The sequence below is a fragment of the Frigoribacterium sp. PhB118 genome (genome assembly GCF_003751725.1).
Lineage (GTDB): Bacteria > Actinomycetota > Actinomycetes > Actinomycetales > Microbacteriaceae > Frigoribacterium.
In genome coordinates this window covers 22,682-47,934 of the sequence record NZ_RKID01000003.1, presented here as the reverse complement: position 1 = coordinate 47,934, position 25,253 = coordinate 22,682, and the positions used below count along the sequence as shown (strand labels likewise).

The 25,253-nt window shown below is 73.3% G+C and carries 27 protein-coding genes and 1 riboswitch; of the genes, 16 read left to right on the top strand and 11 right to left on the bottom strand.

Annotated elements, in window-relative coordinates:
- The first annotated feature begins 107 nt into the window (after positions 1–107).
- From EDF21_RS09755 to EDF21_RS09735, 5 genes are all read left to right on the top strand, one after another.
- A complete protein-coding gene (locus EDF21_RS09755) occupies positions 108–1,163 on the top strand; it encodes a glycosidase (RefSeq protein ID WP_123571228.1) in 1,056 nt (351 codons plus the stop codon).
- Positions 1,164–1,254: 91 nt separating this feature from the next.
- Positions 1,255–3,351, top strand: coding sequence for a hypothetical protein (locus tag EDF21_RS09750; RefSeq protein ID WP_123571227.1), 2,097 nt, complete (start codon positions 1,255–1,257; stop codon positions 3,349–3,351).
- Between the two features lie 111 nt (positions 3,352–3,462).
- A complete protein-coding gene (locus tag EDF21_RS09745) occupies positions 3,463–3,993 on the top strand; it encodes a helix-turn-helix domain-containing protein (RefSeq protein WP_199736324.1) in 531 nt (176 codons plus the stop codon).
- A 20-nt stretch (positions 3,994–4,013) separates the two neighbouring features.
- Positions 4,014–4,313: a DUF86 domain-containing protein gene (locus EDF21_RS09740; protein WP_233568451.1), complete on the top strand. Its 300-nt coding sequence runs from the start codon at positions 4,014–4,016 to the stop codon at positions 4,311–4,313.
- A gap of 40 nt (positions 4,314–4,353) precedes the next feature.
- On the top strand, positions 4,354–4,599 hold the full coding sequence (locus EDF21_RS09735) for a hypothetical protein (RefSeq protein ID WP_123571225.1): 246 nt from the start codon (positions 4,354–4,356) through the stop codon (positions 4,597–4,599).
- A gap of 74 nt (positions 4,600–4,673) precedes the next feature.
- Here EDF21_RS09735 and EDF21_RS09730 read toward each other — a convergent pair whose 3' ends face one another.
- The gene (locus tag EDF21_RS09730) at positions 4,674–5,648 is read right to left on the bottom strand and encodes an XdhC family protein (protein WP_123571224.1); all 975 of its coding nucleotides are present in this window, start codon (positions 5,646–5,648) and stop codon (positions 4,674–4,676) included.
- 147 nt (positions 5,649–5,795) lie between these two features.
- Between EDF21_RS09730 and EDF21_RS09725 the strand changes: the two genes are divergently transcribed.
- On the top strand, positions 5,796–6,488 hold the full coding sequence (locus EDF21_RS09725; RefSeq protein ID WP_123571223.1) for an NTP transferase domain-containing protein: 693 nt from the start codon (positions 5,796–5,798) through the stop codon (positions 6,486–6,488).
- 19 nt (positions 6,489–6,507) lie between these two features.
- Here EDF21_RS09725 and EDF21_RS09720 read toward each other — a convergent pair whose 3' ends face one another.
- Positions 6,508–7,479: a hypothetical protein gene (locus EDF21_RS09720; RefSeq protein ID WP_123571222.1), complete on the bottom strand. Its 972-nt coding sequence runs from the start codon at positions 7,477–7,479 to the stop codon at positions 6,508–6,510.
- Between the two features lie 270 nt (positions 7,480–7,749).
- Here EDF21_RS09720 and EDF21_RS09715 point away from each other — a divergent pair, with 270 nt between their 5' ends.
- From EDF21_RS09715 to EDF21_RS09705, 3 genes are all read left to right on the top strand, one after another.
- Positions 7,750–8,268 (top strand): DinB family protein, encoded by a 519-nt coding sequence (locus tag EDF21_RS09715; protein ID WP_123571221.1) that lies wholly within the window; start codon positions 7,750–7,752, stop codon positions 8,266–8,268.
- A gap of 69 nt (positions 8,269–8,337) precedes the next feature.
- Positions 8,338–8,841, top strand: a complete 504-nt coding sequence (locus EDF21_RS09710) for a hypothetical protein (RefSeq protein ID WP_123571220.1) — start codon at positions 8,338–8,340, stop codon at positions 8,839–8,841.
- A gap of 107 nt (positions 8,842–8,948) precedes the next feature.
- Positions 8,949–9,494, top strand: a complete 546-nt coding sequence (locus EDF21_RS09705; protein WP_123571219.1) for an MOSC domain-containing protein — start codon at positions 8,949–8,951, stop codon at positions 9,492–9,494.
- Positions 9,495–9,569: 75 nt separating this feature from the next.
- Here the strand turns inward: EDF21_RS09705 and EDF21_RS09700 are convergent, their stop codons facing one another.
- Positions 9,570–9,959: a DUF2256 and DUF3253 domain-containing protein gene (locus EDF21_RS09700; protein ID WP_054147090.1), complete on the bottom strand. Its 390-nt coding sequence runs from the start codon at positions 9,957–9,959 to the stop codon at positions 9,570–9,572.
- Between the two features lie 226 nt (positions 9,960–10,185).
- On the opposite strand from EDF21_RS09700, the gene EDF21_RS09695 reads away from it, so the two are divergent.
- Together EDF21_RS09695 and EDF21_RS09690 are read left to right on the top strand one after the other, a co-directional pair.
- Positions 10,186–10,923 carry a DUF805 domain-containing protein gene (locus EDF21_RS09695; RefSeq protein WP_123571218.1) on the top strand — a complete coding sequence of 246 codons (738 nt, stop codon included), beginning with the start codon at positions 10,186–10,188 and terminating at the stop codon, positions 10,921–10,923.
- Positions 10,924–11,236: 313 nt separating this feature from the next.
- Positions 11,237–12,532, top strand: a complete 1,296-nt coding sequence (locus tag EDF21_RS09690; RefSeq protein ID WP_123571217.1) for an MFS transporter — start codon at positions 11,237–11,239, stop codon at positions 12,530–12,532.
- Between the two features lie 92 nt (positions 12,533–12,624).
- Here the strand turns inward: EDF21_RS09690 and EDF21_RS17150 are convergent, their stop codons facing one another.
- Together EDF21_RS17150 and EDF21_RS09685 are read right to left on the bottom strand one after the other, a co-directional pair.
- Positions 12,625–12,750: a hypothetical protein gene (locus tag EDF21_RS17150; RefSeq protein WP_255349713.1), complete on the bottom strand. Its 126-nt coding sequence runs from the start codon at positions 12,748–12,750 to the stop codon at positions 12,625–12,627.
- Positions 12,751–12,879: 129 nt separating this feature from the next.
- The gene (locus EDF21_RS09685; RefSeq protein ID WP_123571216.1) at positions 12,880–13,365 is read right to left on the bottom strand and encodes an Asp23/Gls24 family envelope stress response protein; all 486 of its coding nucleotides are present in this window, start codon (positions 13,363–13,365) and stop codon (positions 12,880–12,882) included.
- A gap of 182 nt (positions 13,366–13,547) precedes the next feature.
- On the opposite strand from EDF21_RS09685, the gene EDF21_RS09680 reads away from it, so the two are divergent.
- Both EDF21_RS09680 and EDF21_RS09675 read left to right on the top strand, forming a co-directional pair.
- Complete coding sequence (locus EDF21_RS09680; protein ID WP_123571215.1) at positions 13,548–15,116, top strand: cryptochrome/photolyase family protein; 1,569 nt, start codon at positions 13,548–13,550, stop codon at positions 15,114–15,116.
- Positions 15,117–15,283: 167 nt separating this feature from the next.
- Entirely contained in the window at positions 15,284–15,880 is a 597-nt protein-coding gene (locus tag EDF21_RS09675) for a hypothetical protein (protein WP_123571214.1), read from the top strand.
- 133 nt (positions 15,881–16,013) lie between these two features.
- On the opposite strand, the gene EDF21_RS09670 is transcribed toward EDF21_RS09675, so the two are convergent.
- Both EDF21_RS09670 and EDF21_RS09665 read right to left on the bottom strand, forming a co-directional pair.
- Positions 16,014–17,183 (bottom strand): SGNH/GDSL hydrolase family protein, encoded by a 1,170-nt coding sequence (locus EDF21_RS09670; RefSeq protein WP_123571213.1) that lies wholly within the window; start codon positions 17,181–17,183, stop codon positions 16,014–16,016.
- Positions 17,184–17,241: 58 nt separating this feature from the next.
- Positions 17,242–18,933, bottom strand: a complete 1,692-nt coding sequence (locus tag EDF21_RS09665; RefSeq protein WP_123571212.1) for an ABC-F family ATP-binding cassette domain-containing protein — start codon at positions 18,931–18,933, stop codon at positions 17,242–17,244.
- 79 nt (positions 18,934–19,012) lie between these two features.
- Here EDF21_RS09665 and EDF21_RS09660 point away from each other — a divergent pair, with 79 nt between their 5' ends.
- Positions 19,013–19,198: a PspC domain-containing protein gene (locus EDF21_RS09660; RefSeq protein WP_054147120.1), complete on the top strand. Its 186-nt coding sequence runs from the start codon at positions 19,013–19,015 to the stop codon at positions 19,196–19,198.
- 114 nt (positions 19,199–19,312) lie between these two features.
- On the opposite strand, the gene EDF21_RS09655 is transcribed toward EDF21_RS09660, so the two are convergent.
- Together EDF21_RS09655 and clpS are read right to left on the bottom strand one after the other, a co-directional pair.
- Positions 19,313–19,789: a DUF2017 domain-containing protein gene (locus EDF21_RS09655; RefSeq protein WP_233568450.1), complete on the bottom strand. Its 477-nt coding sequence runs from the start codon at positions 19,787–19,789 to the stop codon at positions 19,313–19,315.
- On the bottom strand, positions 19,786–20,091 hold the full coding sequence (gene clpS / locus EDF21_RS09650) for an ATP-dependent Clp protease adapter ClpS (RefSeq protein ID WP_123571211.1): 306 nt from the start codon (positions 20,089–20,091) through the stop codon (positions 19,786–19,788). Before clpS ends, EDF21_RS09655 begins: the two co-directional genes overlap by 4 nt.
- A gap of 60 nt (positions 20,092–20,151) precedes the next feature.
- Positions 20,152–20,235: riboswitch (ZMP/ZTP riboswitch) on the top strand.
- Positions 20,236–20,279: 44 nt separating this feature from the next.
- Between clpS and glyA the strand changes: the two genes are divergently transcribed.
- Both glyA and EDF21_RS09640 read left to right on the top strand, forming a co-directional pair.
- On the top strand, positions 20,280–21,596 hold the full coding sequence (gene glyA / locus EDF21_RS09645) for a serine hydroxymethyltransferase (RefSeq protein ID WP_082460133.1): 1,317 nt from the start codon (positions 20,280–20,282) through the stop codon (positions 21,594–21,596).
- A 62-nt stretch (positions 21,597–21,658) separates the two neighbouring features.
- Positions 21,659–22,576, top strand: a complete 918-nt coding sequence (locus tag EDF21_RS09640) for a bifunctional methylenetetrahydrofolate dehydrogenase/methenyltetrahydrofolate cyclohydrolase (protein WP_056044483.1) — start codon at positions 21,659–21,661, stop codon at positions 22,574–22,576.
- A gap of 366 nt (positions 22,577–22,942) precedes the next feature.
- On the opposite strand, the gene galK is transcribed toward EDF21_RS09640, so the two are convergent.
- The gene (gene galK, locus EDF21_RS09635) at positions 22,943–24,148 is read right to left on the bottom strand and encodes a galactokinase (RefSeq protein WP_123571210.1); all 1,206 of its coding nucleotides are present in this window, start codon (positions 24,146–24,148) and stop codon (positions 22,943–22,945) included.
- Positions 24,145–25,248 (bottom strand): galactose-1-phosphate uridylyltransferase, encoded by a 1,104-nt coding sequence (gene galT, locus EDF21_RS09630; RefSeq protein ID WP_123571463.1) that lies wholly within the window; start codon positions 25,246–25,248, stop codon positions 24,145–24,147. The genes galK and galT overlap by 4 nt, the downstream gene beginning before the upstream one ends.
- Positions 25,249–25,253 lie beyond the last annotated feature (5 nt).

Sequence of the window (25,253 nt, the reverse complement as noted above, 5' to 3'; positions counted from 1 at the left end):
GCCGACGGCCCCCACCGCAGGAGGCGCGGTGCATCCCCCCCTCGCATCGCGCCTCCGTCGCCTCCCGCTTCTCGCTTCTCGCTTCTCGCCTCTCGAAAGGGCCTCCCATGGCTGACTTCCCGTACCGACTGACCCGCCTGGGCGTCGTGATGACCCCCGACCCCGACTCGCCCGACGAGGCCGAGGGGGTGCTCAACCCCGGTTCGGGACGCGGGCCCGACGGCGAGCTCTACCTGCTGCCGCGGCTCGTCGCCACGGGCAACGTGTCGCGCGTCGGGCTGGCCCGGGTCGTCGTCGAGGACGGCGTGCCCGTGGGCGTGACCCGCGAGGGCGTCGTGCTCGCGCCCGACCGCGGGTGGGAACGCGGCGCGACCCACGCCGGCGTCGAGGACCCGCGCGTCACGTGGATCGAGGAGCTCGGGCTGCACGTGATGACCTACGTCGCCTACGGGCCGCTCGGGCCGCGCACCGCCGTCGCCGTGAGCGACGACCTGCGCGACTGGCGCCGACTCGGGCCCGCGACCTTCGAGTACGTCGACGAGCTCGACACCGACCTCGGGCTGTTCCACAACAAGGACACCGTGTTCTTCCCGTCGCCGGTCACCGCGCCGGACGGCGTGCGCAGCTTCGCCGTGCTGCACCGACCGATGTGGCACATCGGTGCGACGGTGCCGGGCGAGGGCAGTCCGCTGCCGGCCGGCGTCACCGACGGGCGGCACTCGATCTGGATCAGCTACGTGCCGGTCGATGCGGTCGCCGCCGACCCGCGGGCGTTGGCGCGGTGGGGGCAGCACCGGTTCGTCGCCGGCCCCGAGTTCCCGTTCGAGGAGCTGAAGATCGGCGGCGGCCCGCCCCCGCTGCGCGTCGACGAGGGCTGGCTGCTGCTGCACCACGGCGTCACCGGCGTGATCGACGACGCGTTCGCCCAGCAGCAGAACGTGAACTACGCGGCGGGCGGGATGATCCTCGACGCCGACGACCCGTCGCGCGTGGTCACCCGGTCGGAGGTGCCGCTGCTCGAGGCCGAGACCGCCGACGAGCGCGACGGCATCGTGCCGAACGTCGTGTTCCCGACCGCGATCGAACACGTCGACGGCGTCCCCTACGTGTTCTACGGCATGGCCGACTCGAAGATCGGCGTCGCCCGCCTCGACCGCGCCTGAGGTCGCGCACGGCCCGACGACACCCACGGACCGACGACACCCACGGCCCGACGACACCCACGGATCACCGACAAGAAGGAGGCGGTCGACGATGATCGCACGCAACTCACGATGGACGGGCGCGGCACTGGCCGCGGCCCTGGCGACCGTGCTGGGGGTGACGGGGGCGCTGCCGGCTGCCGCCGCGCCTCCTGGTCCGGCGGCCGCGCCGCCCGGCTCGGCCGCGCCGACCGCCCCGGCGGCCGCACCGGCCGTGGCACCGTTGACGAACCTCGCGCACCTGGACTTCCTGCTCGACCGGACGACGCCCGTGCCCGAGGCCGGGCACTCGACCTACCGGCAGAGCGCGGAGCCGACGCTCACCCTGCCGTGGACCTACGCCGACGCCCGCGACGGCGGCACCTTCGCCCGGGTGGGCGGCGGTCCGCTCGACCCCGCGACCGGGTACTGGGGGCAGGGCGCGTACAACAGCGACGACGTCTCACGGACGGCCGTCGTGTACCTGCGCGACTGGAAGCAGACCGGCTCGGAGTCGAGCCGGCAGAAGGCCTACGAGCTGCTGCGGGCGACCGCGTACTTCCAGACGACCACCGGTGACGCCGCCGGCAACGTCGTCCTCTGGATGCAGCCCGACGGCACCTTCAACCGCAGCCCGGTGCCGGTCGAACTGCCCGACCCGTCCGACAGCGGCAACAGCTACTGGCTGGCCCGCAGCATCTGGGCGTTCGGCGAGGGGTACGCCGCATTCGCGGACGACGACCCGGAGTTCGCCGCGTTCCTGCAGCAGCGGCTGCAGCTCGGCGTGACGGCGCTGAACCGCGAGACGCTCGCCCGCTACGGTCGGTACGACGTGGCCGACGGGGCGAAGGTGCCCGCCTGGCTGATCGGCTCCGGAGCCGACGCCTCGGCCGAGGCCGTCCTCGGGCTGAGCGCCTACTCGGCCGTCGTGCCGGGTGACGCGGCCTCGCGCACCGCGCTGACGCAGCTCGCCGAGGGCGTCGCCGCGATGTCGTCCGGCGACGGGCAGACCTGGCCGTACGGAGCCGTGCTGCCCTGGGCGAAGTCCCGCTCGATGTGGCACGCCTGGTCGTCGCAGATGCCCGTCGCCCTGGCCCGGGCGTCGACCGTGCTCGCCCGACCCGACCTGCTGAAGCCGGCCGTGCTCGACCAGACCTCGTTCATGACGACCCTGCTCACGGCGAGCGGGCCCGACAACGCCTGGTACCCGACGCCCGTCGACCAGACGCAGATCGCCTACGGAGCCGACTCGCGGCTGCAGTCGGCGCTCGCCGTGGCCGGTGCCGGCGCGGGGGCCCCGGGTCTGAAGCGCGTCGCGGCCGTGGCCGCGAGCTGGTACTTCGGCACGAACCGCTCGGGCACCCCCGTCTACGACCCGGCCACCGGGGTGACCTTCGACGGCGTGCAGGCCGACGGCACGGTGAACCGCAACAGCGGTGCCGAGAGCACGATCCACGGCCTGCTGTCGATGATCGCCCTCGACGGCGCCCCCGACGTCTCGGCCGAGGCTCGAGGGCTGACGAGCGTCACGTCGCGTGACGGCCTCACGGTGGTCGAGGCCGAGACGGCGTCGCCCACGACGGGCACGGTCGTCACCCCCGACTCGGCGTGGACGGGTGAGTCGCAGTACGGCGGTGGGTCGGCGCTGCGGCTCGAGCCCGGGCAGAGCGCGACGATCACGGTGCCCGCGGGCTCCGGGTTGCGGCACGTCGAGCCGGTCCTGCTCGCCGCCGAGGGAGTGCGGTCGACGTCGGTCTGGAAGGCGGGACGCGTGCCCCTGGGGACGCTGACGACGCAGGCCGGGGCGCAGGGCGTGACCGCCGCCTCCGGGGCTCTGCTGCCCCAGACGCTGCCGGTGCCGATCGGTGCCGGAGCGACGGCGATCACCGTGACCGCCGGCCGCGACGCGACCGTGGTCGACGGCCTGATCGTGCGGCCGCTCGTCCAGCGGCTCGTGCTCGCCGGGACGGCGGCCGACGGTCGCCCGACGACGACCGAGCTGCTGTCGTCGACCTCGCGGCTGCCGTTGCCGACCCCGGTCGGCGTGCGGGGCAGTCGGACGTCGGCGTCGTCGTACGACGCGCAGGGCCGCCTCGTGCAGCAGCGCGACGTGCAGGGCCGCAGCGTCGTGCTGGTCAAGCCCGGCGGCTTCGCCGTCCTCACCCGCTAGCCCGGCGCCAAGGCCCAGGAACCCGCTCGGACCCCATCAACCCATGTGAGGGTCTGGGCGGGTTCCCGGGGTCTCGTGCGCGGCGCATGCCCGATCGTATATAGTCCGGTCATGATCACCACGGACGTCGCCTCGCGTCTGCGGGAGGCGAGGGTCGCTGCGCGGCTCACCCAGGGCGAGGTGGGGCGGAGGGCAGGGCTGCCGCAGAGCGCCGTCTCGCGTTACGAGGGCGGCTCGAAGATCCCGTCCCTGCCCGTCCTCGAGCGGCTCTTCGAGGCGACGGGCCTCGACCTGGCGCTCACGCTCACGCCGTCACGATCTCGTGCGACCGCGACCGCGTCTCCGTTCGGCGGGCCGGTGGGGCGCATCGTGCATCCTCGCCGTGCCGAACTGCGGTCGTTCTTCGCGCGCGAAGGGTTCGGTCACCCCCAGGTCTTCGGCAGCGTCAGCCGAGGTGACGACCGCGTCGACAGCGACCTCGACGTCGTCGTCGACCTGCCCGACGGCCTCGGACTCTTCGGGCTGGCGGCGGCTGCCCGACGGGCGGGCGACATCGCCGGCGTCGTCGTCGACGTCGTGCCCCGCGACGGCCTGACCCCCGAGGTCGCCGAAGCGGTCTCGCGGGACGGGGTCGCCCTGTGAGTCGTCACGATCGGGCGCGGTTGGACGACATCGCGGCGGCTCTGAGCGCCATCGACGCCCATCGGCGACGGGGAGAACTGACCGACGGACTGGTCTTCGACGCCGTGCGCGTCCGCCTCATCGAGATCGGCGAAGCGGTGAAGGGGCTCTCGTCCGAGACGACGAGTGCCGCGCCCGAGATCCCATGGGCCGACGTCGCCCGCATGCGCGACTTCCTCGCCCACCGGTACTTCGACACCTCGCATTCCGTCGTGGCGCACACCGTCGACCACGACTTGCCGTTGCTGTCATCGGCAGTCGAGCGGCTGCGTCGTGGCTGACGCGCTTCGCGGACGAGGAGGCGCGGGTACGGTCGACCGCATGAGCGACGACACGCAGACCCCCGGTCCCGACGACGCCGGCCGCGACACCAGCCCGGGGCACGAGGTCGACCACGACCCGACCGGCATGACCGACGACGAGAAGCGGCACGACCAGCTGACCCGTGCCCCGAAGTCGGACGAGTCGGACGCCGCCCCGCGCATCACGACCGAGGACCGCGGCGACGGGGTCACCCGCATCGACGTCGCCGACACCGCCAAGGTCCGCCCGGGCGGGGCGGGCTGACGCCGACGCACCACGGGCTCGCCGAGACCCTCTGCACGCACGGGCGCCTCGGCCGAACCCTGGGGTCTCGCGCCTCAGCTGATCAGGTGGATGCTGCCGTCACGGTCGCGCAGCGGAGCCCGCGAGGCGCCCGACCGCACGGCGAGCACCTCTGCCAGGATCGACACGGCCGTCTCCTCGGGTGTGCTCGCCCCGAGGTCGAGCCCGATGGGGGAGTGCAGTCGACCGAGCGCCTCCGGCCCGACTCCGCGACCGGCCAGGGCGGAGACGCGACGGTCGTGCGTGACCCGTGATCCCATGGCCCCGACGTACGCCGCCGGGGACGCCAGGGCCGCCTCGACCAGGTCGGCGTCGAACCGCTCGTCGTGCGACAGCACCGCGATCACGGTGCGCTCGTCGACCCCGGTGCGCGCCAGGTAGTTCGGCGGCCACTCGACGACGACCTCGTCGGCCGACGGGAAACGCTCGCGGGTCATGAAGACCGGGCGCGGGTCGCACACCGTCACGCGGTAGCCCAGTACCGCCCCGGCGTTGCAGAGGGCGACGGCGAACTCGACCGCCCCGAAGACGAGGAGGCGCGGCGGCGGCACCGAGCGCTCGCTGAAGACCCGCAGACCCTCGCAGTCGTCGACGGTCGGCACGACCTCGCCGGTGCGGACCGGGCCGAGCACGACATGCGCCGACGCCTCACGCCCGGCGGCGGCATCGCGGAGGGCGGCGATCGTCTCGGCGTCGTCAGGGGTGACGAGCCGGGCGAACACCTCGATGCGCCCGCCGCAGCTGAGCCCGACCTCGAACGCCGTCTCGTCGCTGAACCCGAACGTCTCGAGCTGCGGCGTGCCGTCGTCGAGCACCTGCGTGCAGATCTCGTAGACCGCGCCCTCGACGCAGCCGCCCGAGATGCTGCCGATCACGGTGCCGTCGACGGTGACGGCCATCGACGTGCCGACGGTCCGGGGTGCGCTGCCCACGACCGACACGGCCGTCGCGACGGCGAGGCGCTCGCCGGCGTCGAGTCGCGCCAGCAGGCGGTCGGCGATCTCGAACACGGGGCTCCTCGGGTGCGACGGGCGAGCGGGTGGTCTCTGGTGGTGCCAGGTCTCGATGGTGTCACGGCCTCGGCCCCGCGACCTACCGCGACGTCGGACGTCGCCGGCCGGCGCGAGGTGCTCTCCGGGGCTGGCTAGCCTGACACCATGCCCGGTGACGACTCCTCGACGTCCGTCGGCCTGCTGCTCGCGGCCGGCGCCGGGACGCGCATGGGCCGTCCCAAGGCGCTCGTGGTCGACGAGCGCGGGCCGTGGCTGACCCGCGCCGTGACGACGCTGCTCGACGGGGGCTGTGACCGCGTCGTCGTCGTGCTCGGGGCGGGCGCGACCGAGGCGCGAGCGCTGCTGGCGGCCGACCCGCGCCTCCTGACGGTCGAGACACCGGTGCCGGGCGGGGCGACGGACGCGCCGCACGCCGACCCGTGCCTCCCGCCGGTCGACGGTCGCGCGAGGGTGGCGGTCGTCGTCGCGGACGACTGGGCAGACGGCCTCGCCGCGTCGTTGCGCGTCGGGCTGGCGGCGCTCGCCGCCTCCGACCCCGAGGAGGCGCGGCTCGCCCTGATCACGCTGGTCGACTACCCGGGTCTGCCGCCGTCCGCCGTCGCGCGGCTGCTGTCGTCCCCGGCCGCCGACGTGCCCCTGGGCCCGGGTGCGCTGCGGCAGTCCGTCTTCCACGGACGCCCGGGTCACCCCGTCGTGGTCGGTCGGTCCCACTGGTCGGCCCTCGCGGCGTCCCTCACCGGGGATCGCGGGGCGGGCCCCTACCTGAGGGCGTACGCCGCCGAGCCGGTCGACTGCTCCGACCTCTGGGACGGCGCCGACGTCGACGCGCCCGCCTGACCTTCGCCGTCCCCGAGGGTCAGTTACATTTCCCGCTGCCGCTGAAGCACGGGGTGTAGTTCGCGGGCAGGGGTTCCTGACGGGGGGTGGGGGACTCCCACCGGTCCCCGGGGACGGGTGCGCCGACGGCACCGATCACGACCAGCCCGGCGACGACGACGGCCGCCACGACGACACCTCGATGCCCGGCGGTGATCGCGGCGAACAGCGTCACGACGAGGCACGCGAGGCAGGCGACGAGGGTCCGGAGCCAGCTGTCCGCGGCCTCCTGGCTGACGGTCACGGGGGTGCCGAAGAGGCTGAACTCGGCCGAGAACCACTGCCCGGCCAGCGAGAGCGTGAGCAGGACGCCCGCCGCGAGGGCGAGCGCCTCGACGATCACTGCGACGCGGTGCACGAGGTGACGGGGCGGGCGGGGCGGGCGGGGCGCTCGGGCCGCGGGGGCGTCGACGGGGGCGTCGACGGGTGCGTGCTCGGCCGGATGTGATCCGTCGTGGGCCGAGGTGTCGCGGCCGCCCCGACCCGACCGCGCGGCGAGGACGACGAACGACGCCAGGCCGACGGTCGCGACGAACGGCAGGCTGACGAAGACGACGGTGGGCAACGTGTAGAGGGAGAAGCCCGCCCGGAGGCCCGACGTGACGCCCGACCCGACGGTGAGCTCGACGCCGGCCCGTGCCACGGCCGCCGCGGCGACGTAGAGCCAGGCCCGGCGTGACGCCGGCGCCTCGGACCACCGCCACGCGACGAGGACGACGAGGACGGCCCACACCACGAACGGCACGAGCGCGGTCTGCGCGAGCGCGCCCGGCAACTCGAGCAGCGACGCGACCACCCGGCCGGCCGAGGCCGTCAGGCCGACGAGCGCCGCGCCGGCGACGAACAGGGCCGCGGTGGTGCCGACGACCCACGCCACCTCGCGGCGGTCGACCCGCCGTCGCAGGCTCGCCGCCGCCCCCGCGAGCCGGCCCTCGTGCTGAGTGTTCGTCATGGGTCGACGGTAGCGGCGGGTCGCGGGGCCGACGTCATCCCGGAGGCGGATGTCGGTCGGCGGCGCCGGTCGCCCGAGCCCCTGTCCCGCCGCCCCCCGTCCCGCCGCTCCCGCCCCGCCATGAACCCGGTTTCGAACCGTGCACCCGGTAGCAACCGGGTGCACGGTTCGAAACCGGGTTCCTCGCGTGGTCGCGGTTGGCGCCGGGGGCACCGACGTCGGCAGGATCTCGATGGCGGGTGCCGGGTCGCGCGTCCTAGCGTCGGTCCCATGCCGATCACGCCCGACACGAAGAACTGGACCTGGGTGCTCGAACGCCCCTGCGACGACTGCGGCTTCGACCCCGCCGAGGTCACGTTCCGCGACGTGCCGCGCCTCGTCCGCGAGAACGCCGCCGCCTGGCCCGTCGAGCTCGCCCGGCCCGACGCCCGCACCCGGCCCGACGACGCCACGTGGTCGCCGCTCGAGTACGGGGCGCACGTGCGCGACGTGTTCCAGGTCTTCGACACGCGCCTCCGGCTGATGCTCGCCGAGGACGCGCCGACCTTCGCGAACTGGGACCAGGACGCCACCGCGCTCGACGACGACTACGCGTCCCAGCAACCTGCGGTGGTGGCCGACGAACTCGTGGCCGCCGCGGCCGTCGTCGCCGACGCGTTCGAGGCGGTGCCCGACGACCGGCTCGGTCGCACCGGCCTCCGCAGCGACGGCTCGGCCTTCACGGTCGACTCGCTCGCGCGCTACTTCGTGCACGACCCCGTGCACCACCTCCACGACGTCCGCCGCTGACCGGCGCGTAGGCCGACGGGCGGGCCGCCGGGGCTCGACGACCCGAGGAGGTGCGGTTAGGCTCCCGCCATGCCCGTCCGGTCCGAAGAAGGTCGCGTCATGGTGCGGATGTTCGCCGGGTTCACGGGCACCGTCCTGTGGCTCGGTGATGCGGTCGACCACTCGGACGTCCATCTGTCTCCCGGGCTCGTGGCCGACCTGGACGCGTGGGACGCCTTCCACCGGTCACGGCTCGACCCCGACCTCGGGTCGCATGCCGAGGCCGACGACCGCACGTTCGCGCGGACCGGCGCCGCCCTCGCCGACCGGCTGGCGGACGAGCTCGGCGTCGGGTTCGAGGTGCACCTCCTCTTCGACGGCCGCGAGGTCCACCGGTCGTCGGAACCCCCGACGAACCCTCGGGCCGCTCGGGCGCTGAACGCCCGCGCCAAGCAGGTCGAGGCCGAGGCACGAGAGATCGCCGCGAGCCACCCGGGTGGTGGCTGGTACGCCTACGCCCCGCTCTCGGGCAGGCGCTTCACGCCGTCTCGACGTCAGCGGCCCGCATCCGGCACCAACCGCCCGTCGCACTGAGGTCTCCGTCTGCACCCGCCCCCGCGCACCCGGCCCCCGCCGCCCCGCCCGCACCCCCAGCCCGCCCCACCCTCGACCCCGGCGGCCGACGCGGGCAGACTGACGACATGACCCGCGCCTCCGTCCTCTCGGTCAACGTCGACGACGTCCACCGCTTCAGCAAGCCGCCCGTGCAGCGGGTCACCCTGCTCGCCGGGCTCGGCGTCGAGGGTGACGCGCACCTCGGGCGCACGGTGCAGCACCGCTCCCGCGTGGCGCGCGACCCGAGTCAGCCGAACCTGCGGCAGGTGCACCTGATGCACGCCGAGCTCTTCGCCGAGCTGGCCGACCACGGCTACGACGTCGGGCCCGGCGACCTCGGCGAGAACGTCACCACCCACGGGGTCGACCTGCTCGGCCTGCCCGTCGGCACCGTGCTCACCCTCGGTCAGGAGGCGCGGGTCGAGATCACCGGACTCCGCAATCCGTGCCTGCAGATCGACCGATTCGAGTCGGGCCTGCTGAAGGCGGTCGTCGGACGCGACGAGGCCGGCGAACTCGTCCGCAAGGCGGGCGTCATGGGCGTCGTGCTCGCCGGGGGAGAGGTGCGACCCGGCGACGCGGTCGGAGTCGACCTGCCCGTCGAGCCCTGGTCGGCCTTGCAACCCGTCTGATCCCGATCGGTCGCCCCGATCGTCCTCAGCGTCCCTGACAGCCCGCTCGCCCCGCGCGTCGAGTCGGCGCCCGGCTCAGGACCGGTGACGGCGGATGCGGATCGGGCCCTTCGCCGTGGACGGGTCGACCACCGAGCCACCCTGCGTGATGTCGACCTCGCCCGCGGCGACCAGGCGTCGGGCCGCGCGACGGACGGGCTCCATCAATCCGCGCCAGGCGTCCTCGTCGTCGGGGTGCAGCGACCGCGCGACGTCCGAGGGGCAGATCGTCGACGTGGCCGCCCGGGCCGCCAGGAGGTCGCGGATGCGCTGCTCGAGCTCGCGGTCCTGCGCCGTCACCTTGCGCTTGCGGCACGCGTCGCTGCAGTACGCGACCTCGTCCCAGTTCGACGCCCACTTCTTGCGCCACTCGATGGTGCGCCCGCACGATCGGCAGGTCTTCGGGTCGGGGGTCGCGGCGCTCATGCTGACAGTCAACGCGGGAGGCGCGGTGTGCGTTCCCGGGGAGGCAGCCGTCGGTCCCTCCGCCGCGGACCGCACCCGCGCCTCCTGACCTCGGGCGCCGCCTTTCGTGCAGCACGACCCGACGAGTCGAGGTGCCCTGCACGAGCGCGGTGCGACGCTGCGGGAGGGGACATCTCGCTCGCGTGGGGGATGAAGGCGCGGGCACGGTCCCCGTATCGTCGTCCCGATGAGCGAGGGCACGGCGGCAGGCACGACGAGGGGTTCGTGGTTCGAGGTCGACCGTCAGCCCCTGCCCGGCGCGACCCCGGTGCAGGCTCTCCGGCGGTTCGTCGGCAACGCCTACGTGGTGCACGCCCGCGCGGGCCGGGCCGAGTTCTGGTGGATCTGGCTCTTCCAGACCGTCCTCGCCCTCGTGCTCAACGTCGGCGTCGGGTCGCTGGTGCGCGGTGCGAGCGTGGCCTCGTGGTCGATCGGCGCTTACGGCTCGTCGCTCTTCGCGCCCTGGCCGGTCGTCGTCCTCGGCCGCCCGGCCGGTGCGGGCCCGGGCACCAGCCTGGGCCAGGGCGCGTCCCTCCAGATCGGACAGTTCTCGCTCGGCCCGTTCGGCCCCGCGGGTCCGGCCTGGGGCGGCACGACCTGGGTGGCCCTCGTCTGGGGTCTCTGGTGCCTGATGACCTTCGTGCCCATGGCGACGCTCACCATCCGTCGCCTGCACGCCGCCCGGGCCTGGGGGTGGGGCTGGTTCTGGCTCGGGGCGCTCATCCCGTTCCTGCAGATCGTCGTCGTGTTCATGCTGGCTCGCGAGACCCAGCCGCCGAGCGCCCGCTTCCTGGACCACGACCGCGCGCGTGACCGCGACCGCGCGCGTGACAGCGAGCCCGACCCCGCGCGCGACCGCGCGCCCGGCACAGTCGAGGGCACCGGGACCGAGCCTCCGCGGCCCGACCCGCACCGCGCCTCCTGACACCACCACACCGCGTTTCGTGCACCGCACCGCGACTAATCGAGGTGCGGAGCACGAGATGCGGTGCGCCACCGCACACCGGCCCCCTGGCCAGGCCGGGCACGAGCGGGTAAGCTCGACCTCGGTCGGGCGGTACTCCCGGCCCCGGGCGTGCACGACAGCGCGCAGTCGGGATCACCATCCTCCCCGAGTCACCCACGGTCACGAACGGCACCTGCCGCGAAGGCCGTGCCGCCGGCAGATCGTCACGATCGGCCGGCCCGTGGCCACCATCGGGTCGAGAGAACGGCGCCCGCCGACCACCCCAGGTTCCATGACACTCGCACCCCCGCGCCCCACCGCGCCTTCGTCCACCCCGTCCGCCCGCTTCCCGTGGGCCGGCCTGCTCGCCATCGCCGTCGCCACGTTCCTCTCGATCTCGGGCGAGATGCTGCCGACCGGCCTGCTGCCCGAGATGAGCGCCGACCTCGGCGTCACCGAGTCGAGCATCGGCCTGCTCGTCAGCGTCTTCGCCTTCACGGTCGTGCTCACCAGCACCGGCCTCACCCACCTCACCCGTCGCCTGCCCCGCCACCTGATCGTGGTCGGCCTGATCGTCGTCCTCGCGATCAGCGCGGGGCTCACCGCGATCGCACCGACCTACGAGCTCGTGCTCGCCAGCCGCGTGCTCGGCGGTCTCGCCCACGGCATGTTCTGGGCCATCGGCGGCGCCTACGCCGGTCACCTCGTGCCCCGGGCGCAGGTCGGCCGCGCGCTCGCCGTCGCGATGAGCGGTGGCACCCTCGCGTTCGTGCTGGGCGTCCCGCTCGGCACCGCGCTCGGCCAGGCCCTCGGCTGGCGTGAGGCGTTCGGCATCCTCGCCGGGCTCATGGCGCTCGGTGCGGTCTTCGTCTACAAGTTCCTGCCGCCGGTCGGTCGGGGCACGGCGCACGAGTCGGTGCCGGAGCCGGTGACCGACGCGGTCCCGACGCTGGTCGACGGCACCGCGCCTCCTGCGGGGGCCGTCCGTCGCCGTCGCTCGCTGCCGAGGCCGAGCGTGCTCGGCGTCGTCCTGAGCTGCGTGATCACGGCCGTCTTCATGATCGGCCACTACTCGTTCTTCACCTACATCACGCCCTACCTCGTGCGCTCGACCGGGGTGCCCGAGCAGGGCCTGGCCGCGTGGCTCTTCGCGTTCGGCGTCGCCGGGGCCGTGGGGCTCGGCATGGTCGGGTGGTTCCTCGGGGCGCGACCGCGGGTGAGCATCCCGATCGGCGTGGCCGTGGTCGGACTGGCCGTGACCGGCATGCTCGTGTTCGAGGGCATGCTCGTGCCGTCACTGGTGGCCTTCGTGCTGTGGGGCGTCACGTTCGGAGCGCTGCCGCCGCTGTTCCAGACCCGGATGCTGCAGGTCGCCCCCGAGCGGATGCGCGACCTCGCGAGCGCGTTCTACACGACCGGCTTCAACGCCGGCATCGGCGGCGGAGCACTGATCGGTGCCCTCGTGCTCGACGGGTCCGGGCTCGACTCGCTGCCCGTCCTCTACATCGTGGTCGCCGCGGTGGTGCTCGTCGCCGTGCTGGCGAGCGACCGCCTGCTCGCCCGTCGGTCGGCCCGCCCCGCCGCCTGAGCGGCGCTGCCGGGACGACGAAAGACGCAGGAGGCGCGACTCGCGTGAGTCGCGCCTCCTGCGTCAGAGGCGGTGCGGGCGGTGCCGGTGGGTCAGCGACGGCGACCGGGCTGCTGGTAGCCGCCGGCCTGGCCGTTGCCGCCACCGCGCTTGTTCATGATCTTCTTGATGACGAAGCCCACGATGAGCGGGGCGAAGCGTCGGAGCAGTGATGCCATGGGGTGCCTCCTGGGGCGATGGTGCACGGGTCGTGCGGTCGAGCCGGTCGGCTCGGTGGGGTGCGGCCCGCGGTGCTGCGGGGACGATCGTGTCGGGACGACCGCCGCGGGTACCAGTGAACTCGCTGTCTACTGAACCCGCTGCGAGTCGTTCGTGCCGTCCGAGTCGTCGTCCTGTCCGGCGATGAAGATGTCGCTGACCTCGATGTTGATCTCGACGACCTCGAGCCCGACGAGCTGGGTGATGGCGTCGGCGACGGCCTGGCGGACGTCGTCCGCCACCTGCTGCACCGACAGCGGGTAGTCGACGACGATGCTGAGGTCGGCGGCGGCCTGGGTCTCGCCGACCTCGACCTTGACGCCCTGGCCGTGGTCCTGCTGGCCGACGGCGGTGCGCAGCGCGCCCACGGCACGCGACGCGCCGCCACCGATCGAGTGGACGCCGGGCACCTGACGGGCGGCGATGCCCGCGACCTTGGCGACGACGCCGTCGGCGATCCGCGTGGTGCCCGCGGCGTCGGACGACACGGTCGAGGCACCGTCCACGCGCGCGGCGCCGTCGACGCGCGAGCTGCTGGTCAGGGTGGCGGGGGTGGGAGCGGCGGTGTTCGACATCTCGGGTCCTCTTTCGGCTGGGGGAGTCGTGCGGATGGTCGTGCGGTGGTCGTCGTGCGAGCGGGCGTGTCCGGGCGAACCGGGGCGAGCCGGGTTGCACGTCAATGAGACGCCGCGCCCGCCCCGTTCGTCACGGTGAACATGCTGGCAACCCGCTGAGTGCCCACGTCTACTGTCGGGGCATGCAGCGCACCCGGTGGATCTTCCTCGACCAGCTCGGCCCGCACTTCGACGACGGCGACCCGATGCTGCTGGTCGAGAGCCGGTCGTCGTGGCAGGGTCGCACCCTGCACCGCGCCAAGCTGCAGCTGATCCTGTCGGCGATCCGGCACCGGGCGGTCGAGCTCGGCGACCGTGTCGACTTCCGGCAGGTCGAGCACTACTCCGAGGCCCTCGAGGGGCGGGACGACCTGCAGGTGGTCGACCCCACCTCGTACCGGGCGCGCCGTCTCGTGCGGTCGGTGGGAGCCGAGGTGCTGCCGAGCCGTGGCTTCGTCTCGAGCGAGGCCGAATTCGCCGAGTGGGCCGCGGGTCGCCAGGGCGGACGCGGTCCGGGCCGGTCCGCAGGCGCGACGGCGGACGCCGACGACGCCCGTCGAGGAGGCGCGGGTCGACCGACCGGCGCGTCCGGCGGTCGACCGGCACCGCGCCTCCTGATGGAGGACTGGTACCGGGCGGTGCGCCAGCGCACCGGACTGCTGATGGAGGGCCCGCAGCCCGTCGGAGGCCAGTGGAACTACGACCACGACAACCGCGAGAAGCCGCCGAAGGGCGCGGCCACTCTCGGCCTGCCGCCGCAGGAGTGGCCCGAGGAGGACGACATCGACGCCGAGGTGCGGGCCGACCTCGAGCGCTGGGAGCGTGACGGGGTCGTCCGGCTCCTCGGCGACGACGCGCCCCGACGGTTCGCGGCGACCCGGGCCGAGGCGACGGCCGCGCTGGCGGACTTCGTCGAGGTGCGGCTGCCCGACTTCGGCCCGTTCGAGGACGCCACGCTGTCGGGCGACTGGACGATGGCGCACTCCCTGCTCAGCGCCCCCATGAACCTCGGGCTGCTCGACCCGCGCGAGGTCGTCGAGGCCGCCGTCGCGTCGTACCAGGCCGGAGACGCCCCCCTGCGGAGCGTCGAGGGGTTCACGCGGCAGATCGTCGGCTGGCGTGACTGGGTCTGGCACCTCTACTGGCACCTCGGCGAGGACTTCGCGACGACGAGCAACGCCCTCGGGGCGACGCAGCCCCTGCCCGAGGTGTTCGCCGGGCTCGACGTCGAGGCCGTCGAGGCCGAGTGCCTCAGCGAGACGCTCGACGGCCTGCGGCGGCACGGCTGGAACCACCACATCCAGCGGCTGATGATCCTCGGCAACTGGGCCCTGCAGCGCGGGGTCGACCCGGCGGCACTCAACCAGTGGTTCGTCGACATGTACGTCGACGGCACGCCCTGGGTGATGCCGGCCAACGTCGTGGGCATGTCGCAGCACGCCGACGGCGGCGTCGTGGCGACGAAGCCGTACGCGTCGGGTGGTGCCTACATAAACCGCATGACCGACCACTGCGGCTCGTGCCGGTTCGACCCGAAGAAGCGGCTCGGCGAGGACGCCTGCCCGGTGACCGCCGGCTACTGGGCGTTCCTCGACCGCGTCGAGCCGGTGCTCTCGGGCAATCCGCGCATGGGGCAGCAGTTCGCCGGGCTCCGCGGGCTCGCCGACCGCGAGGCCGTCGTCGAGCAGGAGCGCACCCGCACGACCTGGTGAGCCGCGGAGCCCGACGCCGCCGGGGGTCGCACCACCGTCGCGTTGTCGAACCAGCCTCCGGGGTGGTTTGACGACGCGACGACGGTGCGTCCTCGGAGGTGCCCCTCGTTAGGGTGACGGGAGCACCGGGCACAGCGAGTCCGAGGCAGATCACGAGGGAGCCCCCGATGACCACGACCATGCGCAGAACGGCCGTGACGGCCACCACCACGGGCGTGCTCGCCCTCGGCCTGCTGCTCGCCGGCTGCACCCCAGGAGGCGCGGGTGACGGTGACGAGGCCGGTTCCGGTGGGTCATCGGCCGGCTCGACGGAGGGCACCTTCGACGACCTCGCCAGCTGCGACGACGTCGGCTCGGCACTCGGCGGCGTCGTCGACGGCCTCGAGCTGCGCGACGACAGCACGTTCTCGGGTGACCAGGCGAACTGCCAGTGGGCCAACCCGACCACCGAGGCGACCGACGCCGCCGACGTGACGGCGATCGTCGTCCTCGCCCAGCGCCAGGAGTTCAGCGCCGACGACATCAGCGCCCAGACCTCGCAGATCGAGGGCACCGAGGGCGTCGAGACCGTCGACGACTCGCGCGTCCAGGCGTTCGGCGGCCAGGCCTTCTCGCAGTCGGTGACGCAGCAGGGCATCACGGCCTCGGCCAGCACGGTCCTCTCGCCTCACGGCCTGATCGCCGTCACGGCGACCGGTGCGGGCGACGCCGCCCCGCTCAGCACCGACGAGACGCTCGACGCCGCCTACGGCCTCTTCGACTGAGCCCCGCCGGGGCGGGCGTCCGTCCTCGTGACGTGCCCGCGCCTCCTCGTCCTGCTCGACACGTCGGTCGAGTGGTCCCGAAACGTCCTCGCGTGCGGGCCGAAACACGATTCGGGACCACTCGACGGGTCGCTCAGTCGACGCTGAGCTTCTCGAGCACGAAGTCGGCGATGACGCGTTGGCCGGCGTCGTTCGGGTGCACGCCGTCGGCCGAGAGCAGCGAGGCGACCCCGTCGGCGGGCAGGGCGTCGGCGAGGTCGACGTAGGCGCTGCCGGTCTCGGCCGCGAGGCGCTGCACGACGGCGTCGTACTCGGCGGCATCGCCGGCCAGCCCCTCGGTGAGGTTCGTGCCCGGCACGAACTCGCCCATGAGCAGGACCGACGGCGGGTCGTCGAGGCTCTGCAGGCCGTCGATCAGGGTGCGGTAGTCGTCCTCGAACTGGTCGGGCGTGCGGCTGAACGCGTCGTTGGCGCCGAGCGTGATCGTGACCAGGTCGGGCTTGGTCGCGGCGATCGAGTCGAGGAACCCGGGCAGGTCGGCCGTGAACGTCCGGGCCGTGGCGCCGGAGCGGGACGAGTCGAAGAGGGTGATGCCGCGGTCGCGATCGCCGTCGAAGGCGGTGAGGCCCTCGAGGTCGACCGGCGTCTGCGCGTGGATCGTCACGGTGTGCGCGCCCGCGTCGAGCCCGGTCACCGACGTGATCCCGCTGGTGGCCATGGAGTCGCGGGTGTCGACCTCGATCGCCTCGCCGCCGTCGACGGCGTAGTCGAAGGTGCCGCGTCCGCTCGACCACCAGAGGTCGAGGTCGGTGCCCGTGAAGGGGTACGTGGTGGTCGCGCCGGCACCGAGGGTGACCGCGCGGTAGCCGAGGTCGGCGGTGCGGGACGACGCCGACACCGACCCCTCGCTGCTCGAGGCCCAGCGGGCCCAGGTCGAGGCCGGGGGAGCGACGGCGAACGCGGCCGGCCGGTAGCCGACCCCGCCCGGCACGTCGTCGGTCGGGTAGCGCTCGCGCAGGCCGTCGAGTGTCAGGTCGATCCACCGGGAGTCCACGGTCGAGGCGCCCATGCCCTCGGAGATCGAGTCGCCGACGGCGACCCAGCGGGCGGAGTAGTCGTCGCGGGCGTCGAGGGCGGTCGCCCAGTCGGCGAGCTCCGAGGAGGCGCGGGTCGGCTGGGGAGAGGAGGTCCCGTCCGCGGAGGCGCCGCCCGTGGGCTCGCTCGGGGCGGTCGGGCCCGCCGTGCAGCCCGTGAGCAGGGCGAGGGCAGCGGCGACCGCGACCAGTCGGGTGGTTCGGGTCATGACGACGACGGTAGTCGAGGGGCGCGGGGGTCGTTCACCGGCGACGGCGTCGGCTCCCTCACGACTCGGTGACGGTGCCGCCCTCGACCCTCCAGTGGCGATCGAGCCGGACCGTCTCGAGCATGCGCCGGTCGTGCGTGACGAGCAGCAGCGTGCCGTCGTACGACTCGAGGGCCTGCTCGAGCTGCTCGATGGCGGCGAGGTCGAGGTGGTTCGTGGGTTCGTCGAGCACGAGCACGTTGACGCCTCGGGCCTGCAGCAGGGCGAGGCCGGCACGGGTGCGCTCGCCGGGCGAGAGCTCGTCGACCGGACGCGAGACGTGGTCGGCCTTGAGCCCGAACTTGGCGAGCAGCGTCCGCACCTCGGCCTGGGGCCAGTCCGGCACGAGCGCCTCGAACGCGTCGGCCAACGGCACGTCGCCGGCCAGGAGTGCCCTGGCCTGGTCGATCTCGCCGACGGCGATGCTGGCTCCGCGACTCGCGCCTCCTTCGCTGGGGGCCTGGCGGCCGAGCAGGCCACGCAGCAGGGTCGACTTGCCGGCGCCGTTCGGGCCGGTGATGCCGATGCGGTCGCCGCCGTCCACCTGCAGCGACACCGGACCGAGCACGAACTCGCCCGTCGCGGGGTCGCCCTGGCGGAACACCGCACCGCTGAGGGTCGAGACGACCGAGCTCGACCGGGGTGCGGCCCCGATCGTGAACTCGAGCTGCCACTCTTTGCGGGGCTCGTCGACCTCGTCGAGGCGGGCGATGCGGCTCTCCATCTGGCGGACCTTCTGGGCCTGCTTCTCGCTCGACTCGGCCGAGGCCTTGCGACGGATCTTGTCGTTGTCGGGGGCCTTCTTCATCGCGTTGCGGACGCCCTGGCTCGACCACTCGCGCTGGGTGCGGGCGCGGCCGACGAGGTCGGCCTTCTTCTCGGCGAACTCGTCGTAGGCCTCGCGGGCGTGACGGCGGGCCGTCTCGCGCTCGTCGAGGTAGGCGTCGTAGCCGCCGCCGAAGACGCGGTTCGACGACTGCGCGAGGTCGAGCTCGAGCACCTTCGTCACGCATCGGGCGAGGAACTCGCGGTCGTGGCTGACGAGGACGATGCCGCCCCGCTGCCCCTGCACGAAGCGCTCGAGTCGTTCGAGGCCGTCGAGGTCGAGGTCGTTCGTGGGCTCGTCGAGCAGCGCGACGTCGAAGCGGCTGAGCAGCAGGGCGGCGAGGCCGACGCGGGCGGCCTGGCCTCCGCTGAGGCCGGTCATCGGGCTGTCGGGGCCGACGGCTCCGTCGCCGTCACGGTCGAGGCCGAGGTCGGCGAGCACCTGCGGCAGGCGGTCGTCGAGGTCGGCGGCGCCGCTGGCGAGCCACCGGTCGAGGGCGGTCGAGTAGACGTCGGCGGGTTCGAGGCCGTCGGCTCGGGGCGCCGGGTCGGGGTCGCCGAGGGCGGCGGCGGCGGCGTCCATCTCGGCGGTGGCCTGCGTGCTGCCCGTGCGGCGGCCGATGTAGTCGGCGACGGTCTCTCCGGGCACGCGCTCGTGCTCCTGCGGCAGCCAGCCGACGAAGGCGTCGCCGGGGTTGAGGGTGACCGTGCCGGCCTGCGGCTCGTCGACCCCCGCCAGGAGGCGCAGCAACGTCGACTTGCCGGCCCCGTTCACGCCCACCACCCCCACGACGTCACCCGGGGCGACGGTCAGGTCGAGGTCGTCGAAGAGGGTGCGGTGCCCGTGGCCGCCGGCCAGGCCCTTGGCCACGAGTGAAGCGCTCATCCGGCCATTCTCGCGTACCGGGCGCCGGCCCGCGAGGCGGCCCTGGCGCCCTCCAGGCGGGGCTGGCATGCTCGGGGGCATGGCCTCCCTCACTCGTCCCCGCCGCGGCAAGATCATCGCCGGAGTCTGCGCCGCCCTCGCGAACCGCTTCGGCATCAGCGCCTTCCTGGTGCGCCTGATCTTCGTGCTGTCGATCATCCTCCCCGGGCCCCAGGTGCTCGTGTACCTCGTGCTCTGGGTCGTGTTCCCGAAGGAGAACCGCTAGTCCTCGCCACACGGGTCTGCCGATCGCCGGGTCGCGGCCCTCGCCCTGCGGGGCGCCGGGCGCGTGGCGCCGGACTGGGGCGCCGGGCGCGTGGTGCCGGGTTCGGGCGCTGGGTCAGCCCTTGGGCAGGGACCGCAGCAGCGCCTCCTGCAGGTAGCCCAGCCAGTCGAAGACGTGGCCCATCGCCTGCAGCTGTCGGTCACCACCCTCGGGGAGGCCGTCACCCGTGACCCCCAGGCGCTCGCCGAGGGTCAGGCGAAGGTCGTTGAGGGTGCGCAGCCACGACTGCTGGGCGGCACGGTCGAGCGTCGACCCCGCTTCGCCGAGCGTCGCCAGCACCGCCCGGCCGTTCTCGACCTTGCGCCGGGTCAGGTCGTCGGCCGTGAACCGCCGGAACTCGGCGGCCGCCTCGGCGTCGTCGCGGTACGCCGCCGGCAGGAGGCGCGCCAGGGCCGGATCGCCCTCGTCACCGTTCTCGAGCAGCGACAGCAGTTGACCCACCAGGTCGGTGAGCAGGCCCCGCTCGTCGGCGTCGAGCCGCACGCGGATCTCGTCGCCGCCCCGGGGGCGGACGAACGGCACCAGCGTCACGCCTCGTCCTCCTTCGAGAGGGTCGCCCACAGGCCGTAGTCGTGCATCGCCTCGACGTGCCGCTCCATCTCTTCGCGGTTGCCCGTGGCGACGACCGCACGACCCTCGGTGTGGACCCGCATCATCAGGCGCTTCGCCTCGGCCCGGCCGAAGCCGAAGTAGGTCTCGAAGACGTGCGTGACGTAGGTCATCAGGTTGACCGGGTCGTCCCAGACGAGCGTCACCCAGGGGGTGTCGGGCGAGGTCAGGAGGCGCTGGTCGGCCTCCGTTCCCGTGCGGGTGTCGTCGAGGGTGGGGCTCACCCGTCCAGGGTGTCACACGGTCGCCGAGCGGGTTCCCCGTCAGGGGTCGTCTTGTTATGCTGTGCGGGTCGCGACTGGCGTTCAGATGGTCACCATCGGGGAGCGACTGACACACGTGCGTGGCCGTACGCCTGGGCCACGACATCCGACCTCCGTCCGTCCCGTGTGCCAAGGAGTCCTCCGTGACCATCTCCGACCAGACCAGCGCCCAGACCGCCGCCTCGTCCGCCGAGTCGACCGATCGCCAGCCGTCGACCTTCAACCAGCCGCTCTCGGTCGTCGACCCCGAGATCGCCGCCGTCCTCGAGCAAGAGCTGGGGCGCCAGCGCGACTACCTCGAGATGATCGCCTCCGAGAACTTCGTGCCGCGTGCCGTGCTCGAGTCGCAGGGTTCGGTGCTGACGAACAAGTACGCCGAGGGCTACCCGGGTCGTCGCTACTACGGCGGTTGCGAGTTCGTCGACGTCGCCGAGAACCTCGCCATCGAGCGCGCCAAGTCGCTGTTCGGCGCCGAGTTCGCCAACGTCCAGCCGCACTCGGGTGCCCAGGCGAACGCCGCCGTGCTCGCCGCGATCGCCGACATCGGCGACACGATCCTCGGTCTCGAGCTGTCGCACGGCGGCCACCTGACCCACGGCATGAAGCTCAACTTCTCGGGCAAGATGTACAAGGCCGTGGCCTACGAGGTCGACCCCGAGACCTACCTGATCGACATGGACGTCGTCCGTCGCCAGGCGATCGAGCACCAGCCCAAGGTCATCATCGCCGGCTGGTCGGCCTACCCCCGTCAGCTCGACTTCGCGGCCTTCCGCGCCATCGCCGACGAGGTGGGCGCCTACCTCTGGGTCGACATGGCGCACTTCGCCGGCCTCGTCGCCGCGGGCCTGCACCCGTCGCCCCTGCCGCACGCGCACGTGGTCTCGTCGACGGTGCACAAGACCCTCGCGGGTCCCCGCTCGGGCGTGATCCTCTCGAACCACGAGCCGCTGTTCAAGAAGCTCAACTCGGCCGTGTTCCCGGGCCAGCAGGGCGGGCCCCTGATGCACGTCATCGCCGCCAAGGCGACGGCGTTCAAGCTCGCCGCCGAGCCCGAGTTCAAGGACCGTCAAGAGCGCACCATCCGCGGTGCCCAGGCCCTCGCGGCCCGTCTGACGGCCGACGACGCCAAGGCCGCCGGGGTCGACGTGCTGACCGGTGGCACCGACGTTCACCTGGTGCTCGTCGACCTCCGCGCCAGCGAGGTCGACGGCAAGCAGGCCGAGAACCTGCTGCACGACGTCGGCATCACGGTGAACCGCAACTCGGTGCCGTGGGACCCCCGCCCGCCGATGGTCACCTCGGGCGTGCGCATCGGCACGTCGGCCCTCGCCACCCGTGGCTTCTCGGATGACGAGTTCGCCGAGGTCGCCGACATCATCGCGCTCACGCTGATGCCCTCGCCCGACGTCGAGGCCCTCGCGGCCCGCGTCAAGGCGCTGACCGACGCGTTCCCGCTCTACGCGTGAGCGCTGACGTCGCGGCCGGGACTCCGGCGGGCGTCGGGGTCGAGGCCTCGTCACGGGGTGCGGTGGGCGTCGAGCGTGCCCGTTTCGTCCCCGGCGACGACTCGTCCGCCGTGAAGATCGACGGCACGGCTCTGGCCGCCGCCGTCAAGGACGACCTGCGCCTCCGGGTGGACGCCCTCAAGGCCCGGGGCATCGCACCGGGACTCGGGACGATCCTGGTCGGGGCGAACCCCGGTTCGCTGTCCTACGTCGCGGGCAAGCACCGTGACTGCGCCGAGGTCGGCATCGAGTCGATCCGCATCGACCTGCCCGACACGGCGACCGAGGACGAGATCCGTCGGGCGATCGAGACGATGAACGCCGACCCCGCGGTCACGGCGTTCATCATCCAGTTGCCGTTGCCCGCCGGCATCGACCCGACGGCGATGCTCGAGCTCATGGACCCGGCCAAGGACGCCGACGGCCTGCACCCGGTCAACCTCGGCGAGCTCGTGCTGGCCGTGCCCGGCGGCAAGGGGTCGATCGACACGCCCCTGCCCTGCACGCCGCGCGGCATCGTCGAGATGCTGCACGCCTACGACATCCCGATCGCGGGGACGCACGTCACGATCATCGGCCAGGGGCTGACGGTCGGGCGGCCGCTCGGGCTGCTGTTGACCCGCCTCGAGGCGACGGCGACGCTGACGCACTCCCGGACGGTCGACGTCGCCGCCGAGGTGCGCCGGGCCGACATCGTCGTGGCCGCCGCGGGCGTCGCGGGGCTGGTCAAGCCGGACTGGGTGAAGCCCGGGGCCGCCGTGATCGACGTGGGCATCACCCGCGTGCAGAACGAGGAGACGGGCAAGTACAAGCTGCGCGGAGACGTCGACCCGGCCGTCGCCGCGGTCGCGGGCTTCCAGTCGCCCGTGCCGGGTGGGGTCGGGCCGATGACCCGGGCCATGCTGCTGAAGAACGTGGTCGAGGCCGCCGAGCGTCCCTGACGCCAGGGCCCGCGGGGCGTGCTGCCGCTGCCCGCACCACGCCAGGAGATGAGCACAGCGCCAGGTTTTCCCCTGGCGCTGTGCTCATCTCGTGGTGCGGTGCCCATCTCGTGGCGCTGCGTCGGGGTCGTGCCCTCATCCCGCCACGGACTCGACACGCCGCCACGCAATGACGTGGCGGCGTATTGACCTCGTGGCGGGGAGCACTGCCGCCGCCCCCACCACGCCAGAAGATGGTCACAGCACCAGGTTTTCCCCTGGCGCTGTGCTCATCTCGTGGTGCGATGCCCAACTCGTGGCGCGATGCCCATCTCGTGGCGCAGCACCCACGCCGTGGCGCTGCGCCCGTGGCAGGGCAGCCCGGCGTCAGGCGTCGCGGCGGGCGCCCTCGGCGGCGTGCACCGTGAAGACGGTCGGAGCCGTGTAGCCGGCCTCGGCGAAGGCGGCGACGATCGCGGCCTCGACGTCGGAGCGGGCCTCCGTGGGGACGAGCGCGATGGCCGACCCGCCGAAACCGCCACCCGTCATGCGGGCACCCACGGCACCGGTCGCCTGGGCGGTGGCGACGGCGAGGTCCAACTCGGGGACCGAGATCTCGAAGTCGTCGCGCATCGACACGTGCGAGGCGTCGAGCAGATGGCCGATCGCCTGCGGGCCGTCGGTGCGCAGCGTGCGGACGGTGTCGAGTACGCGCTGGTTCTCGGTGACGACGTGACGGACGCGACGGAAGGTCTCGTCGTCGAGCAGCTCTTCGGCCCGACCGAGGTCGTCGGCGTCGAGGTCGCGCAGGGAGTCGACGCCGAGGGCGGCGGCACCCTTCTCGCACGACGCGCGGCGCTCGACGTAGCCGCCGGTGGCGTGGGCGTGCTCGACGTGCGTGTCGACGACGAGCACCTCGAGGCCGGCGGCGGCGAAGCCGAGGTCGACGACGTCGGCGTCGAGGCTGCGGCAGTCGAGGAACACGCCCGAGTCGGCTTCGCCCAGCAGCGACGCGGACTGGTCCATGATGCCCGTCGGTGCGCCGACGACCTCGTTCTCGGCGAGTTGCCCGACCGCGGCCAGGGCCGAGCGGTTGACGTCCAGCGACCAGAGCTCGGCGAAGGCCACGGCCACCGAGCACTCGAGTGCCGCGGACGACGAGAGCCCCGCGCCGACCGGCACCTCGGATTCGACGAACAGGTCGAGGCCGGGGACGCCCGACAGGTCGATGGTCGACAGGTCGCCCCCGGCGGCCGCGAACGAGGGTGAGTCGGCGCGGTCGTGTGCGACCGACAACGCCCAGGCGATGCCGAGGGCGTACGCCGACCACCCCGACATCGATGCCGGGTCGAGGTCGTCGAGCGACACCTCGTGCACGCCGCCCTCGAACGACGACGCCACGCGCAGCAGGCGGTCGTCGCGCCGACCGACGGTGACGGTGGTGCGTCGGTCGATGGCGAAGGGCAGCACGAAGCCGTCGTTGTAGTCGGTGTGCTCGCCGATGAGGTTCACGCGGCCCGGGGCGGACCAGCGTCCGGCGACCTCGGTGTCGAAGACCTCGCGGAAGCCCTGGGGAGTGGTGGTGTCGGTCATGATCGCTCGATCGCCTCTCGGATTCGGTCGGCCTGCACCTCGGGGACGAGGTCGCCCACCCAGGCTCCCATCGCCGCCTCGGAGCCTGCCAGGAACTTCAACTTGCTCTCGGCCCGGCGAGGCGAGGTGATCTGCAGCATCAGGCGCACGGTGTCGCGTCCGACGCCGACGGGGGCCTGGTGCCAGGCGGCGATGTAGGGCGTCGGGTCGTCGTACAGGGCGTCGACACCCCGCAGGAGGCGCCGGTACATGACCGCGAGCTCGTCGCGTTCGTCGTCGGTCAGCGCCGCGAAGTCGGGGGCGTGACGGTGTGGCAGCAGGTGGATCTCGATGGGCCATCGCGCGGCGAACGGGACGAAGGCCGTGAAGTGCTCGCCCGCGAGGACGACGCGGGGGCCGGAGCGTTCGCGGTCGAGCAGATCGGCGAAGAGGGTCGGCCCGTAGGTCTCGATGCTGTCGAGCAGCCGCATGGTGCGCGGCGTGACGTAGGGGTAGGCGTAGATCTGACCGTGCGGGTGGTGCAGGGTGACGCCGATGGCCTGGCCGCGGTTCTCGAAGGGGAACACCTGCTGGATGCCGGGCAGCGCCGACAGGGCGGCCGTGCGGTCGGCCCAGGCCTCGACCACGGTGCGGGCGCGTGACTCGCTCAGGTCGGCGAACGACCCGTGGGTCTCGGGGCTGAAGCAGACGACCTCGCACCGGCCGACGCTGCGCAGGGTGCGTTCGAGGCCGATGCGGGTCAGGTCGTCGAGGCCCTCGGGAGCGTCGTCGCTCTCGAGCAGCGGCCCGAACGACGGCGAGCGGTTCTCGAACACGGCGACGTCGTAGACGTCGGGGATCTCGGACGGGTTGGTCTCGCTGGCCGGCGCCAACGGGTCGAGCTCGGCCGGGGGCAGGAACACGCGGTTCTGCCGCGACGCGGCGATCGAGACCCACTCGCCGGTGAGGACGTCCTGACGCATGGTCGCCGTGTCGGGCCGCGGATCGAGCGTGCGCGCGTCGACGCGTCGCTCGGCCGTGAGCGTGGTGTCGGCGTCGTCGAAGTAGATGAGTTCGCGACCGTCGGACAGGACCGTCGCGCGTTTCGTGATGGACGACATCGCGC